This window comes from Bergeyella cardium (assembly GCF_003614945.1).
Lineage (GTDB): Bacteria > Bacteroidota > Bacteroidia > Flavobacteriales > Weeksellaceae > Bergeyella_A > Bergeyella_A cardium.
Genome location: NZ_QYCZ01000001.1, coordinates 725344 through 750038, shown reverse-complemented (window position 1 = coordinate 750038; position 24695 = coordinate 725344). Strand labels below are relative to the sequence as shown.

Below are 24695 nucleotides of genomic sequence, written 5' to 3'. Positions count from 1 at the left end.
CTCTTTTTTTGTGTATATTTATTTTTACTGCTGTTTTATGACAATTGTCCAAATTTCCCTGCTTGGAAATCATCCCACGCTTCTACCAGTTCTTTTCTGGTATTCATTACAAAAGGTCCGTGTGCAGCGATAGGCTCGTTGATAGGCTCACCACTTAGGACGAGCACAATTGCATCCTCTGATGCCTCAATGCTGAATACTTCACCATCATTTGCCATTAAAACGAAGTGGTCGGTAGGTGCTTTTTCAGTACCATTTATGCTAATGCTCCCTTCTATTACGAGCAAGCCTGTATTATAATTTTCTGGAAAGCAGAACTCCAGCTTTGCCCCTTTTTTTATCTTTGAGTTGAGCATATATATAGGTGTAAAGGTACTCGCTGCTCCTTTTGCGCCGTTATATTCTCCTGCGATTACTTCCACTTCGCCGCCGTCAAAAGTATAGCGCCCCAAGTCCGCATTTTTTATCGCCTGATATTTGGGAGCAGACATCTTGTCTTTCTCTGGGAGATTTACCCAAAGCTGCACCATCTGAAACTCCCCTCCTGTTTTGCTCCATTCGGTTTCGTGGAATTCTTTGTGCAATACACCGCTCGCTGCCGTCATCCACTGTACATCGCCTTCGCCTATTACACCGCCGCCGCCATTGCTATCATTGTGCTCTACCCTACCTTTATAAGCTATAGTTACGGTTTCAAAGCCCCTATGCGGGTGCACATCTACCCCTTTTGGTATTTCGCTCGGTGGGAAATGATACTTAGAGTTATAATCCAAAAGGATAAAAGGCGTCATCCTTTCCATATCCAAATGATACCCACTGGGGATGAAGTTATGCACTCTAAAACCATCGCCTACAAAGTGGGGTTCTCTCGGCATTGCCACTAATTCTACTGTTCTTGTTTTCATCTTTTCTTAAATTTTAATTATCTATTCAGTGAAATTTTCTGTGGCAAAAGTAGTTCGTATTTCTCCCTCAAAACATTAATCTAGATTAAAAAAATTGATGAATCTAGATTAAGATTTCCCTATCAGGAGGATGATTTCTAAGCTAAGAACACTCACCAATATCCAGATTATCACCGAGAAAATAAGGGGTTTCAGCCCAATGGTTTTTAAGGTCTCTCGAGACAGCGTGCAGCCTATGAGGAAGAGCGTAAGGTGCAGACCCGCCTTAGAAACCTCGGTGATGTACAGACTAATATCCGCGACCAACGGTACATAAGTGCCCACCAAAATCGCAAGGACAAACCCACCGATAAACCAAGGGATTTTCACTTTCGCTTGGCTATTTTTCACAAAAAACAGGGTGAGTAGCGAGAGCGGGATGATCCACAGTGCGCGTGCCAATTTCACCGTTGTGGCTACCCTCAGTGCCTCATCGCCAAACTTACTCGCCGCCCCTACCACCGAGCTCGTATCGTGTATCCCTATCGCGCACCAAAGCCCAAACTGCCCCTGCGAAAGCCCTAACCAATGCCCCACTGTGGGGTAGATAAACAGCGCAATGGAGTTCAGCAGAAAAACCACCGCAAGCGCTACCGAAATTTGCCTCCCCGATGCCTTTATAATCGGTGAAATCGCAGCAATCGCGCTCCCCCCGCAAATCGCCGTACCCACCGAAATAAGGTAAGAAAGCACCCCCTCCTGCTTCATCAGCCTGCCGAGCACAAAGCCCACCACCAGCACAAACGAAATACTCCCCACCGTAAAAAAGAACCCCTCTTTCCCCGCTTTTAATGCCTCATTCAGCTCTAATCCGAAGCCCAAACCGATGATACAAACCTTCAAAAGCTGATGAATAATCGGGCTAATCTTGCCCGAAGAAAAAGGCGTCTGAATAGCGATAGAAACAAAAAAACCTAAGGCTAATGCCACTGGTGATGATACCCAAGGCGTAAGGCAGAGCACTGCCAAAGCAAAAAACACCACCTTCCTCACGCCCTGCCTGCTGTCTGATTTCTCCATTTGATTACGATTTATTTTCCGCACAAAAGTCCATAAGTTTTTATTATAAAACCAATCGTTTTTTGTTTTGATTAATAACTTTAAGTTATACAAACCCTCTACACCTCCCCCTCCAACTTTCGGATGGCTTCTATCCAATGGACTTAACCGTAGTACGGTAATTTTTTTTCCCAAACCAACAGGATTGGCGCCGTCCAAAAGTTGGAAAGCCCCAAGACAACGGGATTATTAAAATCCGAAATTCGGAAAGTCCCAAGACAACGGGTTTGGCGTTTTCCAAAAATTGGAAAACGCCAAGACTGAAGGATTGATAAAATCCAAAAATTGGACAGTAGTAGGAAACAAGTCTTGGCTCTTTCCCACGATTTTTTAGCAATAATCCCACAGTTTTATTGAAAACTCCATAATTAGCATAATAAAAACCCATTGCAGAATAGATTCCCCCTATACTTTTGGGGCTTGCTATGGGCGTGTGCTCTTTTTAGGCGAGGAGAGGTGCTCGCCAGAAGGGAGCTGGAAATTGAGGAAAAGTTTAATGAGGGGGGACTGCTCGCCTTTGGAGAGAATGCAGTGAAACTGCCTTTTGATACTGAAATCTCGGATATCTACGATGCTTAGGCTATTGCTCCTAAGCTCTTGGAGCACGGTGTGGATGGAGAGAAAAGCGAGCGAGGAGGAGTGCTGGAGGTAGTTTTTGATGCTCTCGCTGCTCCCGAGCCGCATACAGATATTGAGCTTTTGGAGGCTCACGGAATGCGCCTCGAGGGTGTTTTGTATAAATTCTTGCGTACCCGAGCCCTCCTCCCTCATCACAAAACTGAGGTTGTAGAGGTCGGCAAGGGCTATCGTACTCCCCGCAAGGGGATGGGAAGATTTGCAGATGAGCACGATTTCATCGGTTTTGAATGGGTAATAATCAAATAAGGGCAGGCGGGAAGCGCCTTCTATCAGCCCTAAATCAATCTGATGATGGGCGAGCCAGCTGGAAACTTTCTCGGTATTCTCGGTGAGGAGCTCTATGCGGATGTCTGGGTATCGTGCGTGGAATTTTGCGAGCATCTCGGGGAGGATGTATTGGGCTACGGTGGTGCTGGCACCAATTTTTAGCTTGCCTTTGAGGTGAGCATTGGTTTGGCTCATTTCAAACTCGAGGTCGCGATAGATATTTCGGATTTTCTCGGCATAGCGGTAGAGGAGCGCTCCGCTCTCGGTAAGGCTAATGTTGAGCCCTTTTCTCTCGAAAAGTTTGGTGTTAAACTGCTGCTCGAGCTCCTTGATGTGCTTGGTAACGGCAGGCTGGGAAATGCTGAGCTCCTGCGCTGCCTTAGTAAAACTGAGACGAGTAGCCACCGTGTGGAAGACTTTTAAACGATAATCAGACATAGGATTCTTGTACTAAAAAGGGCTAAAAACAAGTGCCACAAAAGTATAAAATTAAATACAGAAGCAGTAGAAATGCCCCATTTTTAAACCGAAAACAGTATTTTTACCCCCATAAAAAGATGTAAGAAAATGGTAGAAAGTGTAGCTTTATTCTTAGGACTGCTCCTCGTGATAATGGGAGCGATTATGATTGCTAATAAGCTGAAAATAGCATATCCTATACTCTTGGTCATCCTCGGGCTTATCCTGAGCCTTATCCCAGATGTACCGAATATCACGATAGATCCGCAACTGATTTTTATTATCTTCCTCCCGCCGTTGCTCTACGAAGCAGCGTGGTCTAACTCGTGGAAAGAACTCTGGAAATGGAGAAGAATTATTACCAGCTTTGCCTTTCTCCTCGTGTTTATTACTTCTGCGGTAGTAGCCGTAGTAGCGAACTCGATTATTCCGGGCTTTCCGCTTGCGTTAGGCTTTTTGCTTGGGGGCATCGTCTCCCCTCCCGATGCGGTGAGTGCAGCAGCAATTCTCAAATTCGTAAAAGTTCCCAAAAGAGTAGCCACCATACTCGAAGGAGAAAGCCTTTTGAATGATGCTTCCTCGCTTATTGTGTTCAGATTTGCTGTGCTTACGGTAACTACCGGGCAGTTTGTCTGGTATCAGGCTGCAGGGAGTTTCGTCTGGATGGTTGTAGGCGGGCTTGGCATCGGTTTGGCGATTGCGTGGGTCATTTCCAAACTGCATAAAATCCTCCCTACTGATAGCAATATGGATATCATCATTACTCTCATCAGTCCTTATCTAATGTATATCGCAGCTGAGGAGGTGCATTCATCCGGGGTACTCGCTACGGTAGCGGGTGGGCTCTTCCTCTCAAATGTGAGATACAATATATTTAATGCCTCTACCCGTACGCGAGGAATTACCGTCTGGGAAAGTTATGTTTTTGTGCTGAATGGGCTTGTATTTACACTGATTGGGATGGATTTGCCACAGATTTTAGAGGGAATGATAGAAGAAGGCGTGGATCTCTCCGATGCTACGATATATGCGCTCATCATCACTGCTACGCTGATGGCAGTCCGAATAATTGCGGCTTATGGCTCGGTGGTCATCACTCAAATAATGAAAAGATTCATCACCGTAGCAGATGAGAAAAAACCTGGCAAAGTAGCTCCCCTCGTTATCGGTTGGGCAGGTATGCGCGGTGTGGTATCTCTTGCGGCAGCACTGTCTATCCCCCTCGTAGGGAATGGCGAGCCCTTCCCACACAGAAACCTGATTCTCTATATTACTTTCGTGGTTATCCTTCTTACTTTAATTATTCAAGGGCTTACATTGCCTATCCTCATCAAGAAAATACCACTACCTAAATTTGATGACCATCTGCCAAAAGAAGAAGCTCTGAAAGTAATCGGTAATGCCCTCTCCCAATCATCAGATCGGTATATTAATTATAATTCGGATGACGAACTGGGGACTTCCTTAGCAAAAAACCGAACCGAGTTCTGGAATATCCTCGCAGATAAAAATGATTTCAGAATCTGCGATAGCAAGCGAGAGAAGTACCTTTCTATGCTTGATGAGCAACGAGAAATCCTGATTGAGCTCAACAAAAACCCAAAAATAGACGAGGAAATCATTCGCAAACATATCCAGAGAATAGACCTGGAAGAAGAAAAGTGGCAACACCACTAAACCTTATTTCAATTGCATGAGTGCTTGGGCTATCTCGTGCAATTCTTTTTCATCCTTAAAAACCTACTTACTGCATTATGCCGAAAAAGAACTTACCCCCACCCGATATACAGCGCCTTATCCAATATTTTAACCGTCAGGCTCCCCTTAGCGAAGAAGAGGAAAATCTTATTTCTGAGCTTTTCAGCCCCAAAACTTATAGAAAACGCCAATATCTGCTGCAAGAAGGTGATGTAGCGAAATATTTCAACTTTGTAGAGACAGGCTGCCTTAGGCTTTATAAAATAGATGAAAAGGGAGTGCCTCATATCTTACAGTTTGCCACAGAAGACGGTTGGATTACCGATATACAGAGCTTCCAGAAGCAAATCCCTTCTGAACTTTCCATAGATGCTATAGAAGACACTGCTGTTTTTCAGATTTCACTTGAAAAACTCAACACCCTCTACGAAAAAGCCCCAAAATTTAACCTTATCTTCAGACGGCTCTCGGAAAAAAATCAGCAACTCCTGCAAGCCAGAATCCTCCAAATGCTCAGCGGAGACTCACGAGACTGCTATCTGTCTTTCACAGAAACCTATCCGCACTTGCTCAATAGACTTCCACAAGTACAAATAGCCTCATTTATCGGCATTACGCCAGAATTTCTAAGCAAAATGCGAGGGAAAATGGCGAGGGAGTGAGGAGAAGAGTAAAACTATACCCACTAGAAAAAAGTACTCATAATCATTAAATTCAAAAGACTTTAAGGGGAAATATCAAGCAATGCTTGTAGGAAAGAACAGGAACCCCTATATTTGCACCGCTAAAAGCAATGGTTTCTTAGCTCAGTTGGTAGAGCAACGGACTGAAAATCCGTGTGTCCCTGGTTCGATTCCTGGAGAAACCACTGAAAACGCCCCAAATACGGGGCGTTTTTCTTTTATAATTCAATATATTTGTGCCCATTAATTTCAGAAAATGAAAAGACTCATCTCCCTCTTCTCTTTATTTCTCTCTCTTATTTGCTTTTCTCAAGATGGAGAACTTCCATCTATAAAAACACAGTCTACCTATATAAAAGGTAATGCTCTATTCCTTCCAGCACTTATTTTCAATGCAGGAGTAGAACATCAGCTCAATGACAGATATACCCTCCAAGGGGATTTCTTTATCTCCCCCTGGAAGTCTTTCGCAGGCAAACACGCACAAGTTTATATGGCAGGAATAGAAGGGCGATACTATTTTAACAATGCTTTTTCTAAATTTTATATAGGAGCAAACTTTTCCTTTGCAGCCTTTAATATCCAGAAATGGACATATTGGAATAATCCTGACTATAAAAACCCAGCTGATGAAACTCAGGTTTTTGACTCAAAAAAGTATTATCAGAAAGGATTTACCTTTATTTTTGGTGGTACAGTGGGCTATCAGTTCCACTGGAAAGAGCGGTGGAATGTAGATCTATACCTCAGTGTAGGCTCTTCTCAAGCGCTGTATAGAGGTTATGACGAAGATACGGGCATTAGAACCGATGAATTCTACTCTGATATAAAACGAAATTGGAACAAAAGCGGTGAACTCATCCCCTACCGAGGAGGTGTAATGATTTCCTACAAAATAAAATAGGCAATGAAACTTTTTGGCAAGCGACATATCACACTCTCCATAGCTACTTTCATTATTATATTCCTGATGAATAAGCTGGGCAATGAAAGAACCGACAGCTTAGAAATAGCATTTATGAATGCCTTAGCAGGAGTTGTAGGGCTAAGTATTGGGATTTTCATTCTCTATAAAACGAAGGATAAAGACAAACACGATAATCATTTTGACTAATATTTGAGCATACTTTATAAAGAATACTTTTCCCATCTCCCTCTAAAACAGCTATTAGCTGAAACCTCCTCCCCTTACAAAAATCCCCTGCTTTTGTACAAAAAAGAACCTCTTGCAATTCTAGTCTCAAGCCTTTTTTATCCTGTTTTTTACGCTTAGCTATCATAATTTTTTTCTTCTGCTAACTCATTTTTAATTTCGTACTGTCATAATTTTTTTTCATCACTACGAAATAGAAATTTCATCACTATGAAATTATATTTTCATCACTACAAAATTTGAATTTCATCAGCATAAAATTCCCTACTCCCCTCTTTCCTATTAAAAAAATAGGAAGAGAAAATATTCATCAGCCCTCTTATTAATAAATATTAACCATTGGAAATCAACAAACTATAAACATTATTCCCTCAAATTAAAACCAGTAAAAAAAATCATAAAAAAGTCTATATTTGTTAGCCTAAAAAGAAAGATAAAATGACAAATACACAGAAAAGCTACACGCTACCCATCACGATGATGTTTGCTTTATTCTTTATGATTGCATTCGTTACGGGACTTCAAAACCCAATGGGGGTTATTGTAAAAAATCAGTTCCAATCGTCTAACTTCCTTGCCCAGTTGGGAAACTTTGCCAATTTCATCGCTTATGCTTTTATGGGCATACCTGCGGGGCTTATGCTACAAAAAATAGGTTATAAGAAGACCGCTCTATCAGCAGTTTTTGTTGGTTTCTTAGGTGTTGGCATTACATTCCTTGCGGGGAATATGGGGAGCTTTCCTGTATATCTGCTCGGGGCTTTCATCTCTGGGTTCTCTATGTGTATGCTCAATACGGTGGTAAATCCTATGCTCAATACCCTTGGTGGAGAAGGCAGAAAGGGAAATCAGCTGCTACAGTTCGGTGGAGCACTCAATTCGGTAGGGGCAACTATAGTCCCTGTGCTCGTAGGCTATCTAATGGGTGAGGTAAGCAAAGCCTCTATCTCCGATGCCAATCCTGCACTTTTTCTCGCAATGGGGATTTTCGTACTGGCATTTTTAGTTCTTTCATTAATGGACATTCCTGAGCCGCATATCGCTAAAGTCGATACTCATTCCGAAGGAAAATCAGCAAAGACCAATACCCATAGTCCACTTTCTTTCAGACATTTTATCTTGGGAGCAGTAGCTATTTTTGTATATGTAGGTGTAGAAGTTGGGATTCCAAATATTGGAAATCTCTATATGACCGAAGAGCTGAAAATAAATACCACAATAGCAGGCTCAGTAGTAGGCACTTACTGGTTTCTGATGCTTATAGGAAGGCTTGTAGGCGGTGCTTTAGGAGCTAAATTTTCTAGCAAGGCAATGCTTTCTTTTGTAGCATTTCTGGGGTTAATCTTTGTATCATTAGCCATCATTCTCCCTAAGGAGCAGATGATTGATATGCCTGTATTTCAGTCAGACATCTCCTTTGGGCTGGCAAAGGTACCTGTAAGTATTATGCTTCTTGTACTTTGCGGCCTCTGTACTTCGGTGATGTGGGGAGGGATTTTCAACCTTGCAACTGAAGGACTTGGAAAATATACTGCAGCGGCTTCAGGGATATTTATGGTAATGGTCTGTGGTGGAGGCATACTCCCTGCCGTTCAAGGTTTTGTAGCCGATGCTTTTGGCTATGTAGAAAGCTATTGGGTAGTGGCTCTTGGCTTTGCTTATATGATTTTCTATGCCTTTATAGGAAGTAAAAATGTGAATAAAGATATCGAAGTTTAAATCTGATAAAGTAATAATAAAAAGTAATATTATGAGCAATACATTAGCAATAGGTATAGATGTAGGCGGTACAAATACCAAATTCGGGATAGTAAATAAACAGGGGCAAATCCTGATGCAGGACAGAATAAAAACCAACGAAAGAGAAAATGCCGAAGGTTTTATAGAAGTTCTTGCTGAAAAGCTCCTCCCTATGATTGAGCAAAATGGAGGAGTAGAAAACTTCATTGGTATAGGAATGGGCGCACCCAATGCCAACTACTACAAAGGAACGATAGAATATGCTGCCAACCTCAAATGGAAAGGGGTAATACCAATGGCAGAACTCATCGAGAAGCGCTTCGGCCTCCCCGTAAAGATGACCAATGATGCCAATGCTGCTGCTGTAGGCGAGCAAATGTATGGCGTTGCAAAAGGCTTAAAACATTTTATCACCATTACCCTTGGCACAGGCGTAGGCGCTGGGGTAATTATAGACGGAAAAATCGTAGTAGGGCACAATGGCTTTGCTGGAGAGCTTGGGCATATAGTGGTAAGACACGGAGGCAGACTGCACAAGAATACAGGAATCAGAGGTTCATTGGAGTCTTATGCTTCAGCAACAGGGCTAAGAGATACTGCGATAGAATTTCTGCAACGCGACCACGATAGGCCAAGCCTGCTGAGAGATTATACCATAAATGAGCTCACAAGCGAGACCGTCTTCAACTGTGCCGAGCAGGGAGACAGCCTCTCCAACGAGATATTTGAATACACAGGACAGATTCTCGGTGAAGCACTTGCTACATTCGTGCATTTCTCTGCTCCCGAAGCTATCGTACTCTTTGGCGGACTTACCAAAGCGGGCGACCTTCTGATGAAGCCTACTCGCCAGGCAATGGAGGACAACCTGCTCGAAGTATTCAAAAACCAAGTAAAAATCCTATATAGCGACCTGAAAGAAGCCGATGCTGCCATACTCGGAGCAAGTGCTTTGGTTTGGTAGGTTATACAATATCATTTTATTAAAATTCATTTAAAACTGCTTGGAAAATCCCCCAAGCAGTTTCTTTTAAAAAGAAAAAAGTGGCTTAAATAAAGCCACTTCTCACTCAAAAAATTATTAAATCGTTGTAAGATTACCGAAGCCTGTCTACAGATTTTACGAGCCTTTCATCTTTCCTGATGTATATATTTGCAAGAAACAAACATACCACAGCAATAGATGGAAATGCGGGCTCAATACCCTTCTCAGGAAAAGAAATTCCTCCGGATAAAGTTTGTAGCCAGTACACCAATAATGCTATCAACACAGCGTTTATAGCGATACTGAAAGTATTCAGTAAGAGCTGTCTCTTTCTATTTTTATAACTAAAAATACTTAGCAAACCTATTAATACAAGAATGATACAGATAATATTCATCAAACCCGAAAGGTTAAAAACCTCTACATCTTGCCCCGTGAAGAATAAGGACACCGCAGAAAGTACGGACAGAAGCATAAATACAGTTTGAACTCTTTGTATCATAACGCGGGCAAAAATAATGTAAATTTTGCATATTTCAAAAATAAGTGTAGATTTGCCTCTCAAAATTCACATTTCAGATGAAGTCGCCCGACTTCAATTTTAATTACATAAAAATACATCAACAATTTATATGTTTAATATCGAACTACTAAGGTCAAAGTCTAATGAAGAATTGACCAATATCATCAATGCTTTGGGCATTAAAGTAGCAAAAAACAGTACTGAAAATGATAAGGTTTTTGCTATTTTAGACTTCCAAGCAGTAAACAGACAGGCTGTAAAAGAATTTTACAATGCCAACGAAGCGCCAGTAAAAACTGAGAAACCAGAAGAAACTACCGAACAAAAACCTAAAAAAAGAGGTAGAAAACCAAAATCTGAAACTCAGCTAAAAACAGAGGCTCAGCCAAAAGTGGAAACTCCAACCGAAGAAACACCAAAGCCAGCAGGTAAAAAAAGAGGAAGAAAACCCAAAACTACAGCTGAGCAAACACAAGAGAAATCAGTAGAAGCTCAGCAGGTAAACTCAACATCACAAGAAAATATACGCACACCTGAAATAAAACCAGAGCGTACCAAAAGAAAAAGAATCCCTACCTCAGCAGAAAACATTTCTGAAACTCCACAAGAAAGCAAAACAGAAACGGAAACTCCATCTACAGAAACTCCACCTGCACCACAAGAACCAAAAGCTAAAAACCCCAATAAAAACGGCAACCACCAGCACAAAAAACAGCAAAACAATCACCAAAACGAGCAGCCTCAGACAGAACCACAGGAAGAGAAAAAAGAATTCAATTTTGATGGTATGGTAACCATAGAGGGCGTTTTGGAGATACTCCCAGACAACTATGGCTTCCTCCGCTCACCAGATTTCTCTTACATCTCTTCACCAGACGATGTTTATGTATCCACAGCTCAAATCCGAAACTATGGACTCAAAACAGGGGATATGGTAAAAGGCATTGTAAGGCTGCCAAAAGAAGGAGAGAAATACTTCTCACTTCTAAAACCTACAGAAGTAAACGGGCGCGACCTCGCTTTCATCAAAGACAGAGTAGCATTCGAGTACCTTACCCCCCTCTTCCCAGAAGAGAAATTCAACCTCGGAGCAAAGAACTCTACCATTTCCACAAGGATTGTAGACCTCTTCGCACCTATCGGCAAAGGGCAAAGAGCAATGATTGTAGCCCAACCAAAAACAGGGAAAACAATGCTCCTAAAAGACATCGCCAATGCCATCTCTGCCAACCATCCAGAGGCGTATATGATGGTTCTCCTCATCGATGAAAGACCAGAGGAAGTTACCGATATGGAGAGAAGCGTAAATGCAGAAGTCATCTCCTCTACCTTCGACGAATCTGCTGAAAAGCATGTAAAAGTGGCCAATCTCGTTCTTGCCAAAGCGCAAAGAATGGTAGAATGCGGGCACGATGTCGTTATCCTGCTCGATTCCATCACCCGACTGGCTCGTGCCTACAACACCGTAACCCCCGCTTCTGGGAAAATACTCTCCGGCGGTGTAGATGCCAATGCCCTGCACAGACCTAAAAGATTCTTCGGTGCAGCGAGAAATATCGAGGGTGGCGGTTCGCTTACCATTATTGCCACTGCGCTCATAGACACTGGCTCTAAAATGGACGAAGTTATCTTCGAAGAGTTTAAAGGTACCGGAAATATGGAGCTCCAGCTGGACAGGAAAATTGCCAACAAACGCATCTACCCAGCGATTGATTTAGTGGCTTCCAGCACCCGAAGAGATGAGCTCCTCCACGACGAACTCACCCAACAAAGAATGTGGATTCTCCGAAAGCACCTCGCTAATATGACTCCCGTAGAAGCAATAGAATTTGTACAAAAGCACATAGAAGGCACTCTAAACAACGAGGAATTCCTTATGTCTATGAATAAATAAAGTGGCTTTTAGCTAAAAATTTCATAATATGTATTTAAAAGGGGGGGCTTTGTGATATCACAAAGCTCCCCCTTTTTTTATAATGTTTTGTAAGGAGTAGTTTTCCCCACCCTCCCCTACTGCCTGTGAACTACCACCTAATCCACAGGGTCAAGGAAAATGAACTTCGGGTCAAAGAAAATGAAAAAAAGTGCTTGCCACGCTGTGGCTGCCTACAGCTTACTGCCTTAATTTTATTCTAAGGTTTTTAATCATATCCTCGGTCATTTCTTGGATACCAAATTTATAGTTGAGGCCCCAGTCGGCTTTGGCTACGGAATCATCTATTGAAGCAGGCCAAGAGTCTGCAATTGCCTGTCGGAAGTCGGGCTCATAGCTCACTTCAAAATCTGGAATATGTTTTTTTATTTCGTCTGCGAGCTCTTTTGGGGTAAAGCTCATCCCTCCGAGGTTATAAGAAGAGCGTACGCTAATACTCTCTTTTGGGGCTTGCATCAGTTGCAGGGTAGCATCTATGGCATCGTCCATATAGAGCATTGGCATTGCCGTATTTTCTGTGATGAAGCTCTTGTATTTCCCCTCTTCTATGGCTTCGTAGAATATTTCTACGGCATAGTCGGTAGTACCTCCACCTGCTGGGGTTTTCCAAGAAATCAAGCCTGGGTAGCGAATGCTCCTTATATCTACGCCGTATTTTTCGTGGTAATATTCGCACCATTTTTCGCCTGCCATTTTAGAAATTCCATAGACGGTTGTGGGGTTTAGAACCACTTCCTGACCTACACTATGCTTAGGAATCCCTTTTCCAAACACCGCGATTGAGCTCGGCCAAAAGATTTTTTGGATTAATCCTTCCTTAGCCATTTCCAAAAAGTTGAGCAATGGCTCTACATTCAGTCGCCACGCGAAGAGCGGTTGCCTCTCCGATGTCCCCGAAAGCAAAGAAGCAAGGTGATAAACCGTGGTGATTTCATACTCTTGTATAATTTGGCGTACGAGCTGCGTATTGGTTACATCCATCCTCTCGTAATAGCCCGCTTGGGTAAGGGTCTTATCCCACCTGTCCAGCCCCGATGCTATTACATTTTCCTTCCCGTGGATTTCTACTAATTTTGCCGTGAGTTCTGTACCGATTTGCCCTAAAGCACCTGTAATAAGTATTCTTTCCGTTGAGTTTTTCATATTGTATAATTTGCCCAAATGTAATGAAATTCATCCACACTAAGCAATAATTCTGGCTTAGCCAATGATGAAATCTTAGTTTTAAATCCATATTTTTTCAATTTTAATTATTTTTGCGAGCAAATTCATTCTCCCATTGAAAAAGAAAACAGCTGATTATTCCCACCTCAAACCTGAGCAACCTATCGGAATCTTTGATTCTGGCGTGGGCGGACTTACCGTAGCAAAAGAGATAAAAAGGCTTTTGCCCAATGAAAACCTCATCTATTTCGGAGATACCAAACACTTGCCTTATGGCGATAAATCTAAGGAGGCGATTATAGAATACTCCACCAAAATCACTGATTTTTTATTGAAAAATAACTGCAAGGCAATCGTAATAGCCTGCAATACCGCCACTGCAAATGCTTTAAAGGAAGTACAGCATTTGGTCAGTGGAGCAGTACCCATCATTGATGTCATCAACCCCGTAGCTGAGAAAGTCGCTTATGAAATTCATAATAATATAGGTGTAATCGCTACGAAAGCTACGGTAAGTTCTGGGCTTTATAAGAAATCCATTAGAAAACACAATAAATTCATTAAAGTAGATGAACTGGCAACTCCTCTCCTCGTCCCTGCGATAGAAGAGGGCTTTAAAAACCATCCCATCACCCACGCGATTATATACAATTACCTGAGCAACCATAGGCTGAAGAACATAGAAACCCTTATTTTGGGTTGTACGCACTATCCGCTCCTCATAGAGGAAATAAAGCAATACTATGGCAACAGGGTACGGGTAATAGACTCTCCCAATATCGTTGCGAGCCAGCTTAAAATGATAATGGACAAGCATCATCTGCTCAATACGAATAATCCGAATCCGAACTATCATTTCTACCTCTCAGATATCACGAAAAACTTTGAGAAAATCTCCAAAAAATTCTTTGGAAAAGCGATAGACTTAGAGTTAAAAGTCCTCTAAGAAAGGACTGTTTTAGTTGGTATCTTTAAGCATTGGGACGAATTTATAGAGCCCAAATTCCTCTCTCTCAAAACGGTCTTCTTCTATTTTCGTAAATCGGTAAAGGATATGCTCCGAACCTTGCGCGATGGGGATTACGAGCTTCCCACCGATGTTCAGTTGTCTCAGCAGTGGTTTGGGCAATACTTCTGCACCACAGGTTACGATGATTTTATCAAAGGGAGCGGAGGAGGGCAATCCCTCAAAGCCATCTCCAAAGCTTTGGAAGAGGGGGAAGAGCCGAAGCTTCTTAAACATTTTTTTAGAAAAGTCGTAGAGTTCTTTTTGTCTCTCTATGGTGTATACTTTGGCTTTCAGGGTCATTAGTACGGCAGTTTGATAGCCACAGCCTGTACCGATTTCAAGGATTTTATCACCTGGTGCTATTTGGAGGAGTTCGGTTTGCTCAGCAACGGTAGAGGGGTGCGAAATCGTTTGCCCAGAAGCTATCGGGAAGGCACGGTCTTCATACGCATAATCCTCAAAAATACTCTCTATAAAGAGGTGTCTCGGTACGGTATTGATTGCGTGGAGCACGGCTTCATCGGTAATACCCACACTGTCCCTAAGGTATTCTACCAATATTCTGCGCTTGCCTTTTTGCAGATAAGTATCTCGTTTGTCCTCCATTTTTTAGTTAAAAGTTGATTACAATTCCACCAAAAGTTTATGGGTTACAATAGGGCTCAGCACCTCCTTCCTATCGAGATAAGCTACGGTGAGGCTCTTATCAAAGTCTTCTCTGTGGAGGATTTCTATTTCGGTACCGAGAGAAATCCCTTTCTGGTTGAGGTAGTTAAGGAACTCTTTTGAGGAATCCATCAGTGCTTTAAAGATTACTTTCTCGCCCACTTTGCATTCGCTGAGCTTGCGATAGTGGTGGGTTATCGTATTCCCTTCCTTATCGGGTATGGGCGAGCCGTGGGGGTCTATCTTGGGGTAGTTGAGGAGCTCATCTATTTTATCAAAGAAAATATCGGAGTCTATATGCTCGATTTGCTCTGCGATTTCGTGCACTTGCTCCCATCCGAAGCCCATTTTCTCGGCGAGAAACATCTCGGTGAGGCGATGCTTTCGCACGACCAATGCGGCTTCTTTCATCCCAACAGCCGTAACGATGAGCGGTTTATAGCTCTCATAAATCACCCATTTGCGCTCGGCAAATTTCTTCATCATATTATTAACGCTCGGCATTTTTATGTTCAGAAACTTGCTGATTTCATTGATTCCCACTTGATTTTTCTCATTGGCAAGGTGGAATATCGCTTTTAAATAATTTTCTTCGGACAGTGTTATCATTCGACAAATATATAAAAAAGAGTGGAGTAGCGGCTTCTAACATCAGGGAGAATAGGGCTAAATTCACTCTTTATCATTAATCTTTAAACGATAGATAATGAGTCGTTTATTAAAAGACGCTAAACTTCCATAGAAAAGATGCGGATGTTTTACCAAAAACACTGGGAAGAATTAACTAAAACACTGGGAAGAATTAACCAAAACACTGGGAAGAATTGAACAAAAGATGCGGATGTTTTTTAAGGTTGATGCAGATGAATAGATAAACTGCTCATTAACAACGATAAAGACAAGGCTGAAAAATCATTAAAAATCTGACGGAGAGGGAAGGTGGAGAGGCGGAGGTTTTCCGTTTGGGAGGCTGTCTTGAAATCTCTATTTTTGTGGCAATTTCAGCTTATGAATACGGACTTAATTCTAAAATACTTCCCTGAAATATCGGAAAGGCAAAAGGAGCAGTTTGAGAAGCTCGGCGCGCTCTACCTCGATTGGAATGAGAAAATCAATGTTATCTCCCGAAAAGACACCGAATTCCTTTATGAAAGGCACATTCTCCACTCTCTGGGGATTGCCAAAGTGATGGCATTCTCGGCGGGAACCAAAGTGCTGGATGTAGGCACAGGAGGGGGCTTCCCGGGCATTCCGCTCGCGATACTCTTCCCAGAGGTGCAGTTCACCCTCATCGATTCCATCGGCAAGAAAATCAAAGTAGTGGAAGGCGTAGCGGAAGCCATCGGACTCGAGAACCTAACCGCCCTGCACGGGAGGGCTGAAAAGCTAAAAGAGAAATTCCACTTCATCGTAAGCCGTGCCGTAACCCAAATGCCAGAATTTCTCAGATGGCTAAAAGGGAAGTTTGAAAAAGAGCAGCTGAACCCTAAGCACAACGGGGTTCTCTACCTGAAAGGAGGCGACCTGGCGGAGGAGCTCGCAGGCTTAAAATGCGAAATCTTCCCGCTGAAAAACTACTTTTCTGAAGATTTTTTCGAGACCAAAAAGGTAGTCTATCTCTCCAAAGGAAACTTTAATTCGTAATCCTCATCATCAATTCTCACCCAATGAAATTTCTAAACAAACTCATCTCCGAAGTCCTCAGCACGAGCCAAGAGCTGTCTAACCACAGCTTTATCCTCCCAGGCAAAAGACCCGCAATATTCATCAAAAAGATACTCACCGAACAAGGATATGAAGGGATACTGCCAAACTTCCAAACGATAGAGGAGATGATTGAGGAAATCTCGGGCAAAACACTTATTCCCAACCTCCCACTTTGGCTTTTCGCCTATGAAATCTACCGAAAAAAGATAGAGGAAGAGCCGTTTGACGCCTTTATCAAATGGTTTCCTACACTGCTGAAAGACTGGGACGATATAATGAAATTCGCCCCAAACGACACTAAAGTTTTGGAGTATATGCTGGATGAAGAGCGGATAAAAAACTGGGGAGAAAGCCTGGGCGATGATACCGCACGGAGGAAAAACCTGAACTTTTGGAAGAAAATGAACCAATTCCTCCCCAAACTGAAGCAGGCACTACTGAAAGAAAACCTCGCCACCTCTGGGATGATTCACCAATTGGCAACCCAAAACATCAGCAGTTTTGCAGAAAAAACCGCCAAAAGATTTGTGTTTATCGGCTTTAATGCCTTTACTCCCGTAGAGGAGCTTTTGGTGAAATCTCTGCTTAGAGAAGACAAAGCCCTTTGCTTCTTCCAAGCCGATGACTACTATATGAATGATGAAAAACAGGAGGCTGGAGCCTTCCTCCGCAGGCATAAGCAATGGAAAGAATTTAATGACTATCGCCCCTTCCGCTGGGTAGAAAATGACTTCATCAAACAGAAAAAAATCAAAGTCTATGAAGCGCCAGGGAACATCAGCCAGACAAAAGCCCTGCCCCTTATATTCAATGAGATAGAAGATAAAGACCAAACGGCACTCATACTATTGGATGAGAACTTGCTGCCCGCAACCTTAGACTCGCTTAGCAGTATTGAGAGGATAAATATCACGATGGGTTTTCCATTAAAAAACCTTGAGTTTAGCAATGCGATAAGGCAGATTTTCTACATCCAGAAACAGCTAGCTAAAAACCCAAAAAGCTACTATTATAATGATATAGTCTCGGTTTTGGAAAATTTGCCCAGCACCGATGCCGATAAAGATACGGCTGACCGCTTCATCCGCGAACTGAAAGAGAAGAATATGGTCTATATCTCCGAAGCTAAACTCAGGGAGAGTCTCTCGGGATTGTCCTATTTCAGCCTCTTTGAAAAGACGGAGAATGCTAAAGATTTGCTCGATAAACTCTCGAATTTCTGCTTCCAGCTGAAGTTTAATATTACGGATGATATCGTCTTTGAAAACATCTCTCACTTTGAAAAATCCTTTAAAATCATCAGAAACCTGATAGATGATTATCATTTTGAAATACGGACAGAATCATTAGAGGTGCTCATCAATCAAGTGATTGCTAATGAGTCACTGGACTTCCAAGGCGAGCCTCTGGGCGGACTGCAAATAATGGGGCTACTTGAAACACGGTTGCTGAACTTTAAAAACATCATTCTCCTCTCAGTAAATGAAGGCAAACTCCCACTGGGAAATACTCAGAATACTTATATCCCGTATGATATCAGAAAGAAATTCGGTATGCATACTTTTCTTGAAAATGACAGTATCTATGCTTATCATTTCTATCGGCTTTTGCAGGATTCGGAGCGGGTATTCCTGCTCTACAACGGTTTGAGCTCAGGAATTAATACTGGAGAAAAAAGTAGATTTATTACTCAGATTGAGCTGGAAAGCCCTCACGAAATAGAGGAGGTGATTATAGAAAATCAGTCGGCCCCCATTATCGAAAAGCCCATTCGTATAGAGAAAACGGCTAAGGTATTAGAGACTTTAGAAGCGTGGAAGAGCAAGGTTTCGCCGACTCATCTCACCTCTTACCTCTACGACCCCGTACAGTTTTACCTTAACTATGTATTAAAAACCAGAGAAACTGCCGAGATTGAGGAGGAACTCTCCCAAAGAAATTATGGAAACATCATCCATAAATCCCTTGAATATCTGTACAAGCCCATTGTCGGGAAGCTGCTCTCTACACAAGATTTGGAAGCAATGCTGGCAAAAACTGAGGAGGCTTTGGAGCATACGATTACACAAGAGCTGAAACACCAGCCAGAGTATTATCAAAAAGGGATGAATTATATCCATAAATCCCTTGCTCAAAAGGTGATAAAGAAAGTTATTCATTATGACCTCTCCCTTGTAGAGGCGGGGAATTCATTAGAAATTATAGATATAGAGACACGGATAGAGAATATAAATTTTCCTATTAATGATGAGGGAGATAGCATTAGTTTCTTTGGATTTATTGATAGGCTCGACAGGCTTAATGGGAGCATTCGCCTCATTGATTACAAAACCGCGAAGCCCCAAAACCTGAATATTACCTTTAAAGACAATAGAGAAACCCTACTGATGGAGGATAAATACAAGCAAACGATACAGCTATGTGTTTATCTTTACTACCTCCGCCAATCGGAATTTTCTGGGCAACCCGCCCAAGCAGGGATATGGAGCTTCGCGGAAGTAGGTAAGGGAGTGCATCCTTTGAGTTTTCAAGATGGGGATTTGGATACGGCAATGATATCCATCCGAACGCTGATAAATGAGATTTTAAATCCTGAAATTCCTTTCATAGAAACTGAAAAACAGAAGTGGTAAGCTATAAACTTTCTATCGTCTCTACTAATTTTTGAGTAAGCCTCTCCCTTGAAAACTGGCTGATAGTATTGGTATTTCTGAGGAGGTTCCCATCTTTCCAAAGGCGATATAATGAGAGGATATAATCTTTTACCCTGTCTTTTTCATCATACAAAAAGTGCTCTCCTGTGGAAGTCTCTTTTAAAATCGTGGAGACATCAGCATCTTTCACCCCAAAGGATATGACCTTATTTCCTGTAGCTATATATTCAAAGATTTTACCTGGTATAATTCCTCTGGAAGCCTCCTCTGGGAAGTTGGTAAGGAGTAGCACATCTGAGCCCATCATCTCACCTACCGCTATGCTATGGCTTTGGTAGCCCAAGTACAAGACATTATCTTTTAATATCGTATTTTCTATTTGAGCTGAGATTTTTTCATCTACTCTCCCTACAAATTTCATCAGGAAATCTCGTTTGAAATCCTCATTAGATGCTGCTAATTCTGCCAATGCCTCCCAGAGCACTTCTGGATTTCTCAGCTGTTCCAATACACCTACATAACTCAAGCAAAACTTCTCTCCTTTTTGTAAATCAGTGGTTTGTTCTTCATCAAAACCATTGGTTATACATATGGCTCTTGCTCCCTTTTCACTAAAATGCTGTGCATCGGTATAGCTTGTAGCGAGGGTTAAATCCGCTTTTCTAAATACTGCAAGTTCTAATCGTTTATGTTTTTTATCAGCATATCTGGAGAGTTTCAGATGTTTATAATAGGATATTTCCGTCCACGGGTCTCGGAAGTCAGCAATCCATTTCAGATGAGGTTGATTTTCTTTCAGTCTAAGACCGATAAGGTGCATAGAATGCGGAGGACCTGTAGTAATTACGGTATCTATTCCCTCTTCACGAATATACTTTTTCAGGTATTTAACCGAAGGCTTCACCCAAAATACCCGTGCATCTGGGATAAAGAAATTCCCACGAATCCAGATAGAGAGCCTGGATTTCCAGCTTTGATTTTTACCTATATCAAACTGTCCACCTTTATATTTCTTATTCTTTTTACTGAGCTTTTCAGCGATATGATAAGGCTCCCAAATCTTTCGTTTCACAACTTTAATTCCTTTGGGAATATCATCTATGAGGCTTTCATCCAAAAGAGGATAGCTCGGATTCTCTGGAGTATAAATAATCGGGGAATAACCAAAATTGGGGAGATATTTTGCAAACTTCAACCATCTCTGAACTCCTGGTCCGCCAGCGGGAGGCCAATAGTAAGTTATAATCAGAATTTTCTTTGTTGGAGTACTCATTTTAGTAGCCACAAATTTAGTTTTTAATACTTTCATATACCAAAAAAAATCACCATATTTGTCAATCTTTTTGGAGATGAATCAGGGCTTAGACAAGCCTTTTAATTTTTAATTTAACATTAATTATAATATGAGCGAGAAACAATATACAGCCAGTAGTATTCAGTCCCTTGAGGGAATAGAGCATGTGCGTCTAAGACCGTCTATGTACATTGGAGATGTAGGTACAAGAGGATTGCACCACCTCGTTTATGAAGTGGTAGATAACTCCATAGATGAAGCATTAGCAGGCTATTGTGATACGATTAAAGTAACCATACATCAGGGGAATGCCATCTCTGTATCCGATAACGGTAGGGGTATCCCTGTGGATTTCCACGAGAAAGAACAGAAATCTGCCCTCGAAGTTGTAATGACGAAAATAGGCGCAGGAGGTAAGTTTGATAAAGACTCCTATAAAGTCTCTGGGGGGCTACACGGAGTGGGGGTTTCCTGTGTGAATGCCCTCTCTACCGATATGGTTACCACTGTATATAGAGACGGCAAAGTCTATCAGCAGAAATACCAAAAAGGGAGAGCGGTAACCCAAGTGGAAGAAATCGGTACCAGTGATAAAAAAGGTACAGAGCAGTTCTTCCAGCCAGATGATACCATCTTCAGCGAGCTGGTATATAACTATGATACTTTGGCGAACAGACTTCGTGAGCTTTCTTTCCTTAATAAAGGGATTACCATTACCCTCACCGATGAGAGAGAAAAAGATGAGCAAGGCAACTTTAAAACCGAGGTTTTCTTCTCCGAAGGCGGGCTTAAAGAGTTTGTAGAATATATAGATGGCAACAGGGAAGGCATTATGCAGAATGTAGTCTTTATGGAAGGCGAAAGAGATAACATCCCTGTAGAGGTAGCGATGAGGTATAATACTTCATTCAACGAAAACCTTCACTCTTATGTAAATAACATCAATACTCACGAGGGTGGGACACACCTCGCAGGTTTCAGAAGGGCACTTACCAGAACTTTAAAGAAATATGCCGATGAGCTCGGTCTCCCTCAAAAGGAGAAAGTAGAAATTACAGGTGATGACTTCCGTGAGGGGCTTACTGCCATTATTTCCGTAAAGGTAATGGAGCCTCAGTTTGAAGGTCAAACCAAAACCAAACTCGGAAACTCCGAAGTGTCTGGAGCCGTAGATAAAATCGTAGGCGAGATGCTGACCAACTTCCTTGAAGAAAACCCTAACGAAGCTAAACTCATCGTTCAGAAAGTAGTACTCGCCGCTAAGGCAAGACAGGCAGCCAAGAAAGCGAGGGAAATGGTACAGCGCAAATCTCCAATGGGAGGCAGTGGCTTACCTGGAAAACTCGCTGACTGCTCATCAAAAGACCCGGCAGAATCCGAAATATTCCTCGTGGAGGGAGACTCCGCAGGGGGCTCTGCAAAACAAGGACGAGACAGACACTTCCAAGCAATCCTCCCCCTCAAAGGTAAAATTCTCAATGTAGAAAAATCTATGCTCCACAAAGTGTATGATAACGATGAGATTAAAAATATCTATACCGCTCTCGGTGTAAGTGTAGGAACGGAGGAAGACAGCAAAGCCCTCAACCTATCAAAACTCAGATATCACAAAATCGTGATTATGACCGATGCCGATGTAGATGGCTCACACATCTCTACCCTTATCCTCACCTTCTTCTTCCGATATATGAAGGAGCTGATAGAGAACGGCTATGTCTATATCGCCTCTCCACCGCTCTACCTCCTCAAAAGAGGAAATAAAAAAGTCTATGCGTGGAATGACCAAGAGAGAAAAGAGAGAACCCTCGAGCTCTCAGCAGACGGCAGAGGCGTAGAAGTACAGCGATACAAAGGTCTCGGTGAGATGGATCCCGAGCAGCTTTGGGAAACTACCCTAAACCCTGAAAACAGAATCCTAAAACAGGTAACCATAGAAAATGCTGGCGAAGCCGATCGCATCTTCTCTATGCTAATGGGCGATGAAGTACCTCCAAGACGAGAGTTTATAGAACAAAATGCTAAATACGCCCGAATAGATGCTTAGCCGTAGCACGGCAGGCTATTACCCACTAGCGTGGGGAGTACTTAACTTATCCCCATAGCTATTAGCTAAAAGCCAGTTGCCAGCAGCTAATTAAAAGTCGCATTTTTTAAAAACGCAGTCAGTTTCTGAAAAATCACAGTCAGTTTCCGAAAAATCGCAGTCAGTTTCCGAAAAATCGCAGTCAGTTTTTCTAAAAACTGACTGCTTTTTTTATCTCCTCTGTGAGTTTTGGAAATCAACAACTTACAAAGGTAAAATTTTGCACTTTTGGAAGTGTATTTATATTTGATTTTAAAGTCTATTCAAATAGGGTTATTGTACTTTTAGCGCTGTATAATCGCTTTCATTGGAGAGGCGATCAACGGATTGCAGGGCAATTACACTCAGGAGTTTAGAATTTTTCACCCGTTCTACTGCTTTTGAAGTCTCAGATTGGTTTAAAATCATCGTTTCCCAGCTGTCGCCATATTTAAGGTAGAGCACCCACTTAAAGACTTTTGCAGGTTGAGAAGTTTTCCAGTTTATCGTTACGCTTTGTGGGTTTAGAGTATAATTAAGCTCTGGTCGAGGTGCTTTTTCGGACTTTATCCAAGGGGATTTTGGGGCGAGAGCCTCCTCTTTGTAGGAATCTTTGGCAAGTGTGGAGAGCATATCATACTTTTTAATGAGCCCTGCAACGCTCCAATGCAGTGCCCCTGCATCATCGCCCAGAATTTCTCTGGTGAGGCGTATCTGATTGGCAATCTCAGTAGGGCGATGAGAAGCCTTAATTTCAACAGTATTGAGACCTGGCCAGAGGTGTCTCTTATGGGTGTTTTCTGCTTTCCACCAGAGGAGGAGCTCCCTAAAACTCTGCCCTTTGGAGTCTATCGCCCAGTAGAGCTGCGGAGAGAAGTAATCTACCCAGCCTTTATTAAGCCAGAGCTTTGCATCGGCATAGAGTTCATCGTATTGAGAAAGCCCTTTTGCCGACGCTGGATAGCCAGGTTTCCAAATTCCGAAAGGGCTGATACCAAACTTCACATAGGGTTTTTCTGCCTTGATTTCCTTATAGATTCGCTCCACAAACTTATTTACATTCTCCCGTCTCCAATCGGCTTTTGAGAGCTGACCACCTTTGGCTATGTACTCATTCCAAGTTCGCTGATCGGGGAAGTCCGCGCCATTATTATAGGAGGAATAAGGATAGAAATAATCATCAAAATGTACCGCATCTATATCATACCTTTGGACAAGGTCTCTTACCACTGCGGAGGTATGATTCTGGGTTTTAGGGTCGGAAGGGTCAAACCAATACATCCCATTCTTTAGGCGAACGACATTTGCATCGGTTGTATTGACCATAGATTTTGGGGTGATTTTCCCACCATTGGAGTGATGTGCTCGATACGGATTTAGCCAGATATGAAGCTCCATTCCGAGCTTATGAGCTTCCTCTATCCAGAATTCCAATGGGTCGTAATAAGGTTCTGGAGCTCTGCCCACCTCCCCTGTCAAGAAGTAGGACCAAGGCTCCAAATCACTTTTGTAGAGGGCATCTGCTGAAGGTCTTACCTGGAAAATCACCGCATTGAAATGATGATTTTTGAGGAGTTCCAATATAAAAAGAGCCTCATTTTTTTGCTCCTGCACACTAAGATTTTTCTTAGACGGCCAGTTGATATTCGCTACCGACGCCACCCACGCTGCTCGGAACTCCCTTTTTACCTCTGGGAGCTGTACGCGCAAGGCATCTTCCTTTTTCACTGGGGGCTGAGGCTTCTGATGTGGCTGTTGCTCAGGTTTTGCAGGCGTTTTCTTTGCTTTTGCTACTGTTTTTGTTGTCTTTATGGATCTTTTTACGGTTTTCCTTTTTTGGCTACCACAAGCATTAATGACGAATGCGAGCAGAATAAGTAGAGGAAAATACTTTAATTTCATCTGTTCTTGATTTAAAGCCCCAAAAATAGGGGTTAATGATGAAATCTAAAACTCTAAACTGCAATCAAAAGCTTTAAATAACAAAAAAAACAGTGATAAGTATTAGCACTCGCCACTGTTTTTAATAAAATAATCCTTTTCTTTTTAAAAGTAG

Annotated in this window: 20 protein-coding genes and 1 tRNA gene; 12 read left to right on the top strand and 9 right to left on the bottom strand. The window is 42.2% G+C overall.

The genetic code is table 11. The features are described 5' to 3' along the window. Positions 1-35: 35 nt before the first annotated feature. The 3 genes from D8991_RS03365 to D8991_RS03355 form a co-directional block, all read right to left on the bottom strand. On the bottom strand, positions 36-905 hold the full coding sequence (locus tag D8991_RS03365) for a pirin family protein (protein ID WP_120488775.1): 870 nt from the start codon (positions 903-905) through the stop codon (positions 36-38). A gap of 108 nt (positions 906-1013) precedes the next feature. Continuing rightward, a complete protein-coding gene (locus D8991_RS03360; protein ID WP_120488774.1) occupies positions 1014-1964 on the bottom strand; it encodes a YeiH family protein in 951 nt (316 codons plus the stop codon). A gap of 462 nt (positions 1965-2426) precedes the next feature. After that, positions 2427-3347 (bottom strand): LysR family transcriptional regulator, encoded by a 921-nt coding sequence (locus D8991_RS03355; protein ID WP_120488773.1) that lies wholly within the window; start codon positions 3345-3347, stop codon positions 2427-2429. A 129-nt stretch (positions 3348-3476) separates the two neighbouring features. Here D8991_RS03355 and D8991_RS03350 point away from each other — a divergent pair, with 129 nt between their 5' ends. From D8991_RS03350 to D8991_RS03320, 7 genes are all read left to right on the top strand, one after another. Further along, complete coding sequence (locus tag D8991_RS03350) at positions 3477-5045, top strand: Na+/H+ antiporter (protein ID WP_120488772.1); 1569 nt, start codon at positions 3477-3479, stop codon at positions 5043-5045. A gap of 77 nt (positions 5046-5122) precedes the next feature. Continuing rightward, complete coding sequence (locus D8991_RS03345) at positions 5123-5728, top strand: Crp/Fnr family transcriptional regulator (RefSeq protein WP_120488771.1); 606 nt, start codon at positions 5123-5125, stop codon at positions 5726-5728. A 133-nt stretch (positions 5729-5861) separates the two neighbouring features. Next, positions 5862-5934, top strand: a tRNA-Phe gene (locus D8991_RS03340). Positions 5935-6005: 71 nt separating this feature from the next. Next, positions 6006-6653, top strand: a complete 648-nt coding sequence (locus tag D8991_RS03335) for a DUF3575 domain-containing protein (RefSeq protein WP_120488770.1) — start codon at positions 6006-6008, stop codon at positions 6651-6653. A gap of 3 nt (positions 6654-6656) precedes the next feature. After that, entirely contained in the window at positions 6657-6863 is a 207-nt protein-coding gene (locus D8991_RS03330) for a hypothetical protein (RefSeq protein ID WP_120488769.1), read from the top strand. A 477-nt stretch (positions 6864-7340) separates the two neighbouring features. Next, positions 7341-8621 (top strand): MFS transporter, encoded by a 1281-nt coding sequence (locus tag D8991_RS03325; protein ID WP_120488768.1) that lies wholly within the window; start codon positions 7341-7343, stop codon positions 8619-8621. 31 nt (positions 8622-8652) lie between these two features. Continuing rightward, positions 8653-9606: an ROK family protein gene (locus D8991_RS03320; RefSeq protein ID WP_120488767.1), complete on the top strand. Its 954-nt coding sequence runs from the start codon at positions 8653-8655 to the stop codon at positions 9604-9606. A gap of 133 nt (positions 9607-9739) precedes the next feature. Here D8991_RS03320 and D8991_RS03315 read toward each other — a convergent pair whose 3' ends face one another. Beyond that, positions 9740-10129 carry a DUF4293 domain-containing protein gene (locus D8991_RS03315; protein WP_120488766.1) on the bottom strand — a complete coding sequence of 130 codons (390 nt, stop codon included), beginning with the start codon at positions 10127-10129 and terminating at the stop codon, positions 9740-9742. A 130-nt stretch (positions 10130-10259) separates the two neighbouring features. On the opposite strand from D8991_RS03315, the gene rho reads away from it, so the two are divergent. Beyond that, on the top strand, positions 10260-12044 hold the full coding sequence (rho, locus tag D8991_RS03310; protein WP_120488765.1) for a transcription termination factor Rho: 1785 nt from the start codon (positions 10260-10262) through the stop codon (positions 12042-12044). Between the two features lie 219 nt (positions 12045-12263). On the opposite strand, the gene D8991_RS03305 is transcribed toward rho, so the two are convergent. Next, positions 12264-13226 (bottom strand): NAD-dependent epimerase/dehydratase family protein, encoded by a 963-nt coding sequence (locus tag D8991_RS03305; RefSeq protein ID WP_120488764.1) that lies wholly within the window; start codon positions 13224-13226, stop codon positions 12264-12266. A 136-nt stretch (positions 13227-13362) separates the two neighbouring features. Between D8991_RS03305 and murI the strand changes: the two genes are divergently transcribed. Next, positions 13363-14193: a glutamate racemase gene (murI, locus tag D8991_RS03300; RefSeq protein ID WP_120488763.1), complete on the top strand. Its 831-nt coding sequence runs from the start codon at positions 13363-13365 to the stop codon at positions 14191-14193. A gap of 12 nt (positions 14194-14205) precedes the next feature. Here murI and D8991_RS03295 read toward each other — a convergent pair whose 3' ends face one another. Together D8991_RS03295 and D8991_RS03290 are read right to left on the bottom strand one after the other, a co-directional pair. Next, on the bottom strand, positions 14206-14862 hold the full coding sequence (locus D8991_RS03295; protein WP_120488762.1) for a protein-L-isoaspartate(D-aspartate) O-methyltransferase: 657 nt from the start codon (positions 14860-14862) through the stop codon (positions 14206-14208). 18 nt (positions 14863-14880) lie between these two features. Beyond that, on the bottom strand, positions 14881-15531 hold the full coding sequence (locus tag D8991_RS03290; RefSeq protein WP_120488761.1) for a metal-dependent transcriptional regulator: 651 nt from the start codon (positions 15529-15531) through the stop codon (positions 14881-14883). A 399-nt stretch (positions 15532-15930) separates the two neighbouring features. Here D8991_RS03290 and rsmG point away from each other — a divergent pair, with 399 nt between their 5' ends. Both rsmG and D8991_RS03280 read left to right on the top strand, forming a co-directional pair. Further along, the gene (gene rsmG, locus D8991_RS03285; protein WP_120488760.1) at positions 15931-16566 is read left to right on the top strand and encodes a 16S rRNA (guanine(527)-N(7))-methyltransferase RsmG; all 636 of its coding nucleotides are present in this window, start codon (positions 15931-15933) and stop codon (positions 16564-16566) included. Between the two features lie 23 nt (positions 16567-16589). Continuing rightward, the gene (locus D8991_RS03280; protein ID WP_120488759.1) at positions 16590-19262 is read left to right on the top strand and encodes a PD-(D/E)XK nuclease family protein; all 2673 of its coding nucleotides are present in this window, start codon (positions 16590-16592) and stop codon (positions 19260-19262) included. Between the two features lies 1 nt (position 19263). On the opposite strand, the gene D8991_RS03275 is transcribed toward D8991_RS03280, so the two are convergent. Then, on the bottom strand, positions 19264-20556 hold the full coding sequence (locus tag D8991_RS03275) for a glycosyltransferase family protein (RefSeq protein WP_120489680.1): 1293 nt from the start codon (positions 20554-20556) through the stop codon (positions 19264-19266). Positions 20557-20686: 130 nt separating this feature from the next. Here D8991_RS03275 and gyrB point away from each other — a divergent pair, with 130 nt between their 5' ends. Continuing rightward, positions 20687-22621 carry a DNA topoisomerase (ATP-hydrolyzing) subunit B gene (gene gyrB, locus D8991_RS03270; RefSeq protein WP_120488758.1) on the top strand — a complete coding sequence of 645 codons (1935 nt, stop codon included), beginning with the start codon at positions 20687-20689 and terminating at the stop codon, positions 22619-22621. 312 nt (positions 22622-22933) lie between these two features. Here gyrB and D8991_RS03265 read toward each other — a convergent pair whose 3' ends face one another. Next, the gene (locus D8991_RS03265) at positions 22934-24541 is read right to left on the bottom strand and encodes a glycoside hydrolase family 10 protein (RefSeq protein ID WP_120488757.1); all 1608 of its coding nucleotides are present in this window, start codon (positions 24539-24541) and stop codon (positions 22934-22936) included. Positions 24542-24695 lie beyond the last annotated feature (154 nt).

Bases quoted from the DNA above. Each gene is read 5' to 3' on its own strand.
- gyrB (WP_120488758.1), top strand. From the start codon at position 20,687: ATGAGCGAGAAACAATATACAGCCAGTAGTATTCAGTCCCTTGAGGGA.
- D8991_RS03305 (WP_120488764.1), bottom strand. From the start codon at position 13,226: ATGAAAAACTCAACGGAAAGAATACTTATTACAGGTGCTTTAGGGCAA.
- rho (WP_120488765.1), top strand. From the start codon at position 10,260: ATGTTTAATATCGAACTACTAAGGTCAAAGTCTAATGAAGAATTGACC.
- D8991_RS03365 (WP_120488775.1), bottom strand. From the start codon at position 905: ATGAAAACAAGAACAGTAGAATTAGTGGCAATGCCGAGAGAACCCCAC.
- D8991_RS03275 (WP_120489680.1), bottom strand. From the start codon at position 20,556: ATGAGTACTCCAACAAAGAAAATTCTGATTATAACTTACTATTGGCCT.
- D8991_RS03280 (WP_120488759.1), top strand. From the start codon at position 16,590: ATGAAATTTCTAAACAAACTCATCTCCGAAGTCCTCAGCACGAGCCAA.
- D8991_RS03355 (WP_120488773.1), bottom strand. From the start codon at position 3,347: ATGTCTGATTATCGTTTAAAAGTCTTCCACACGGTGGCTACTCGTCTC.
- D8991_RS03345 (WP_120488771.1), top strand. From the start codon at position 5,123: ATGCCGAAAAAGAACTTACCCCCACCCGATATACAGCGCCTTATCCAA.
- D8991_RS03360 (WP_120488774.1), bottom strand. From the start codon at position 1,964: ATGGAGAAATCAGACAGCAGGCAGGGCGTGAGGAAGGTGGTGTTTTTT.
- D8991_RS03295 (WP_120488762.1), bottom strand. From the start codon at position 14,862: ATGGAGGACAAACGAGATACTTATCTGCAAAAAGGCAAGCGCAGAATA.
- D8991_RS03315 (WP_120488766.1), bottom strand. From the start codon at position 10,129: ATGATACAAAGAGTTCAAACTGTATTTATGCTTCTGTCCGTACTTTCT.
- D8991_RS03335 (WP_120488770.1), top strand. From the start codon at position 6,006: ATGAAAAGACTCATCTCCCTCTTCTCTTTATTTCTCTCTCTTATTTGC.
- D8991_RS03320 (WP_120488767.1), top strand. From the start codon at position 8,653: ATGAGCAATACATTAGCAATAGGTATAGATGTAGGCGGTACAAATACC.
- D8991_RS03330 (WP_120488769.1), top strand. From the start codon at position 6,657: ATGAAACTTTTTGGCAAGCGACATATCACACTCTCCATAGCTACTTTC.
- rsmG (WP_120488760.1), top strand. From the start codon at position 15,931: ATGAATACGGACTTAATTCTAAAATACTTCCCTGAAATATCGGAAAGG.
- D8991_RS03325 (WP_120488768.1), top strand. From the start codon at position 7,341: ATGACAAATACACAGAAAAGCTACACGCTACCCATCACGATGATGTTT.
- D8991_RS03350 (WP_120488772.1), top strand. From the start codon at position 3,477: ATGGTAGAAAGTGTAGCTTTATTCTTAGGACTGCTCCTCGTGATAATG.
- D8991_RS03265 (WP_120488757.1), bottom strand. From the start codon at position 24,541: ATGAAATTAAAGTATTTTCCTCTACTTATTCTGCTCGCATTCGTCATT.
- D8991_RS03290 (WP_120488761.1), bottom strand. From the start codon at position 15,531: ATGATAACACTGTCCGAAGAAAATTATTTAAAAGCGATATTCCACCTT.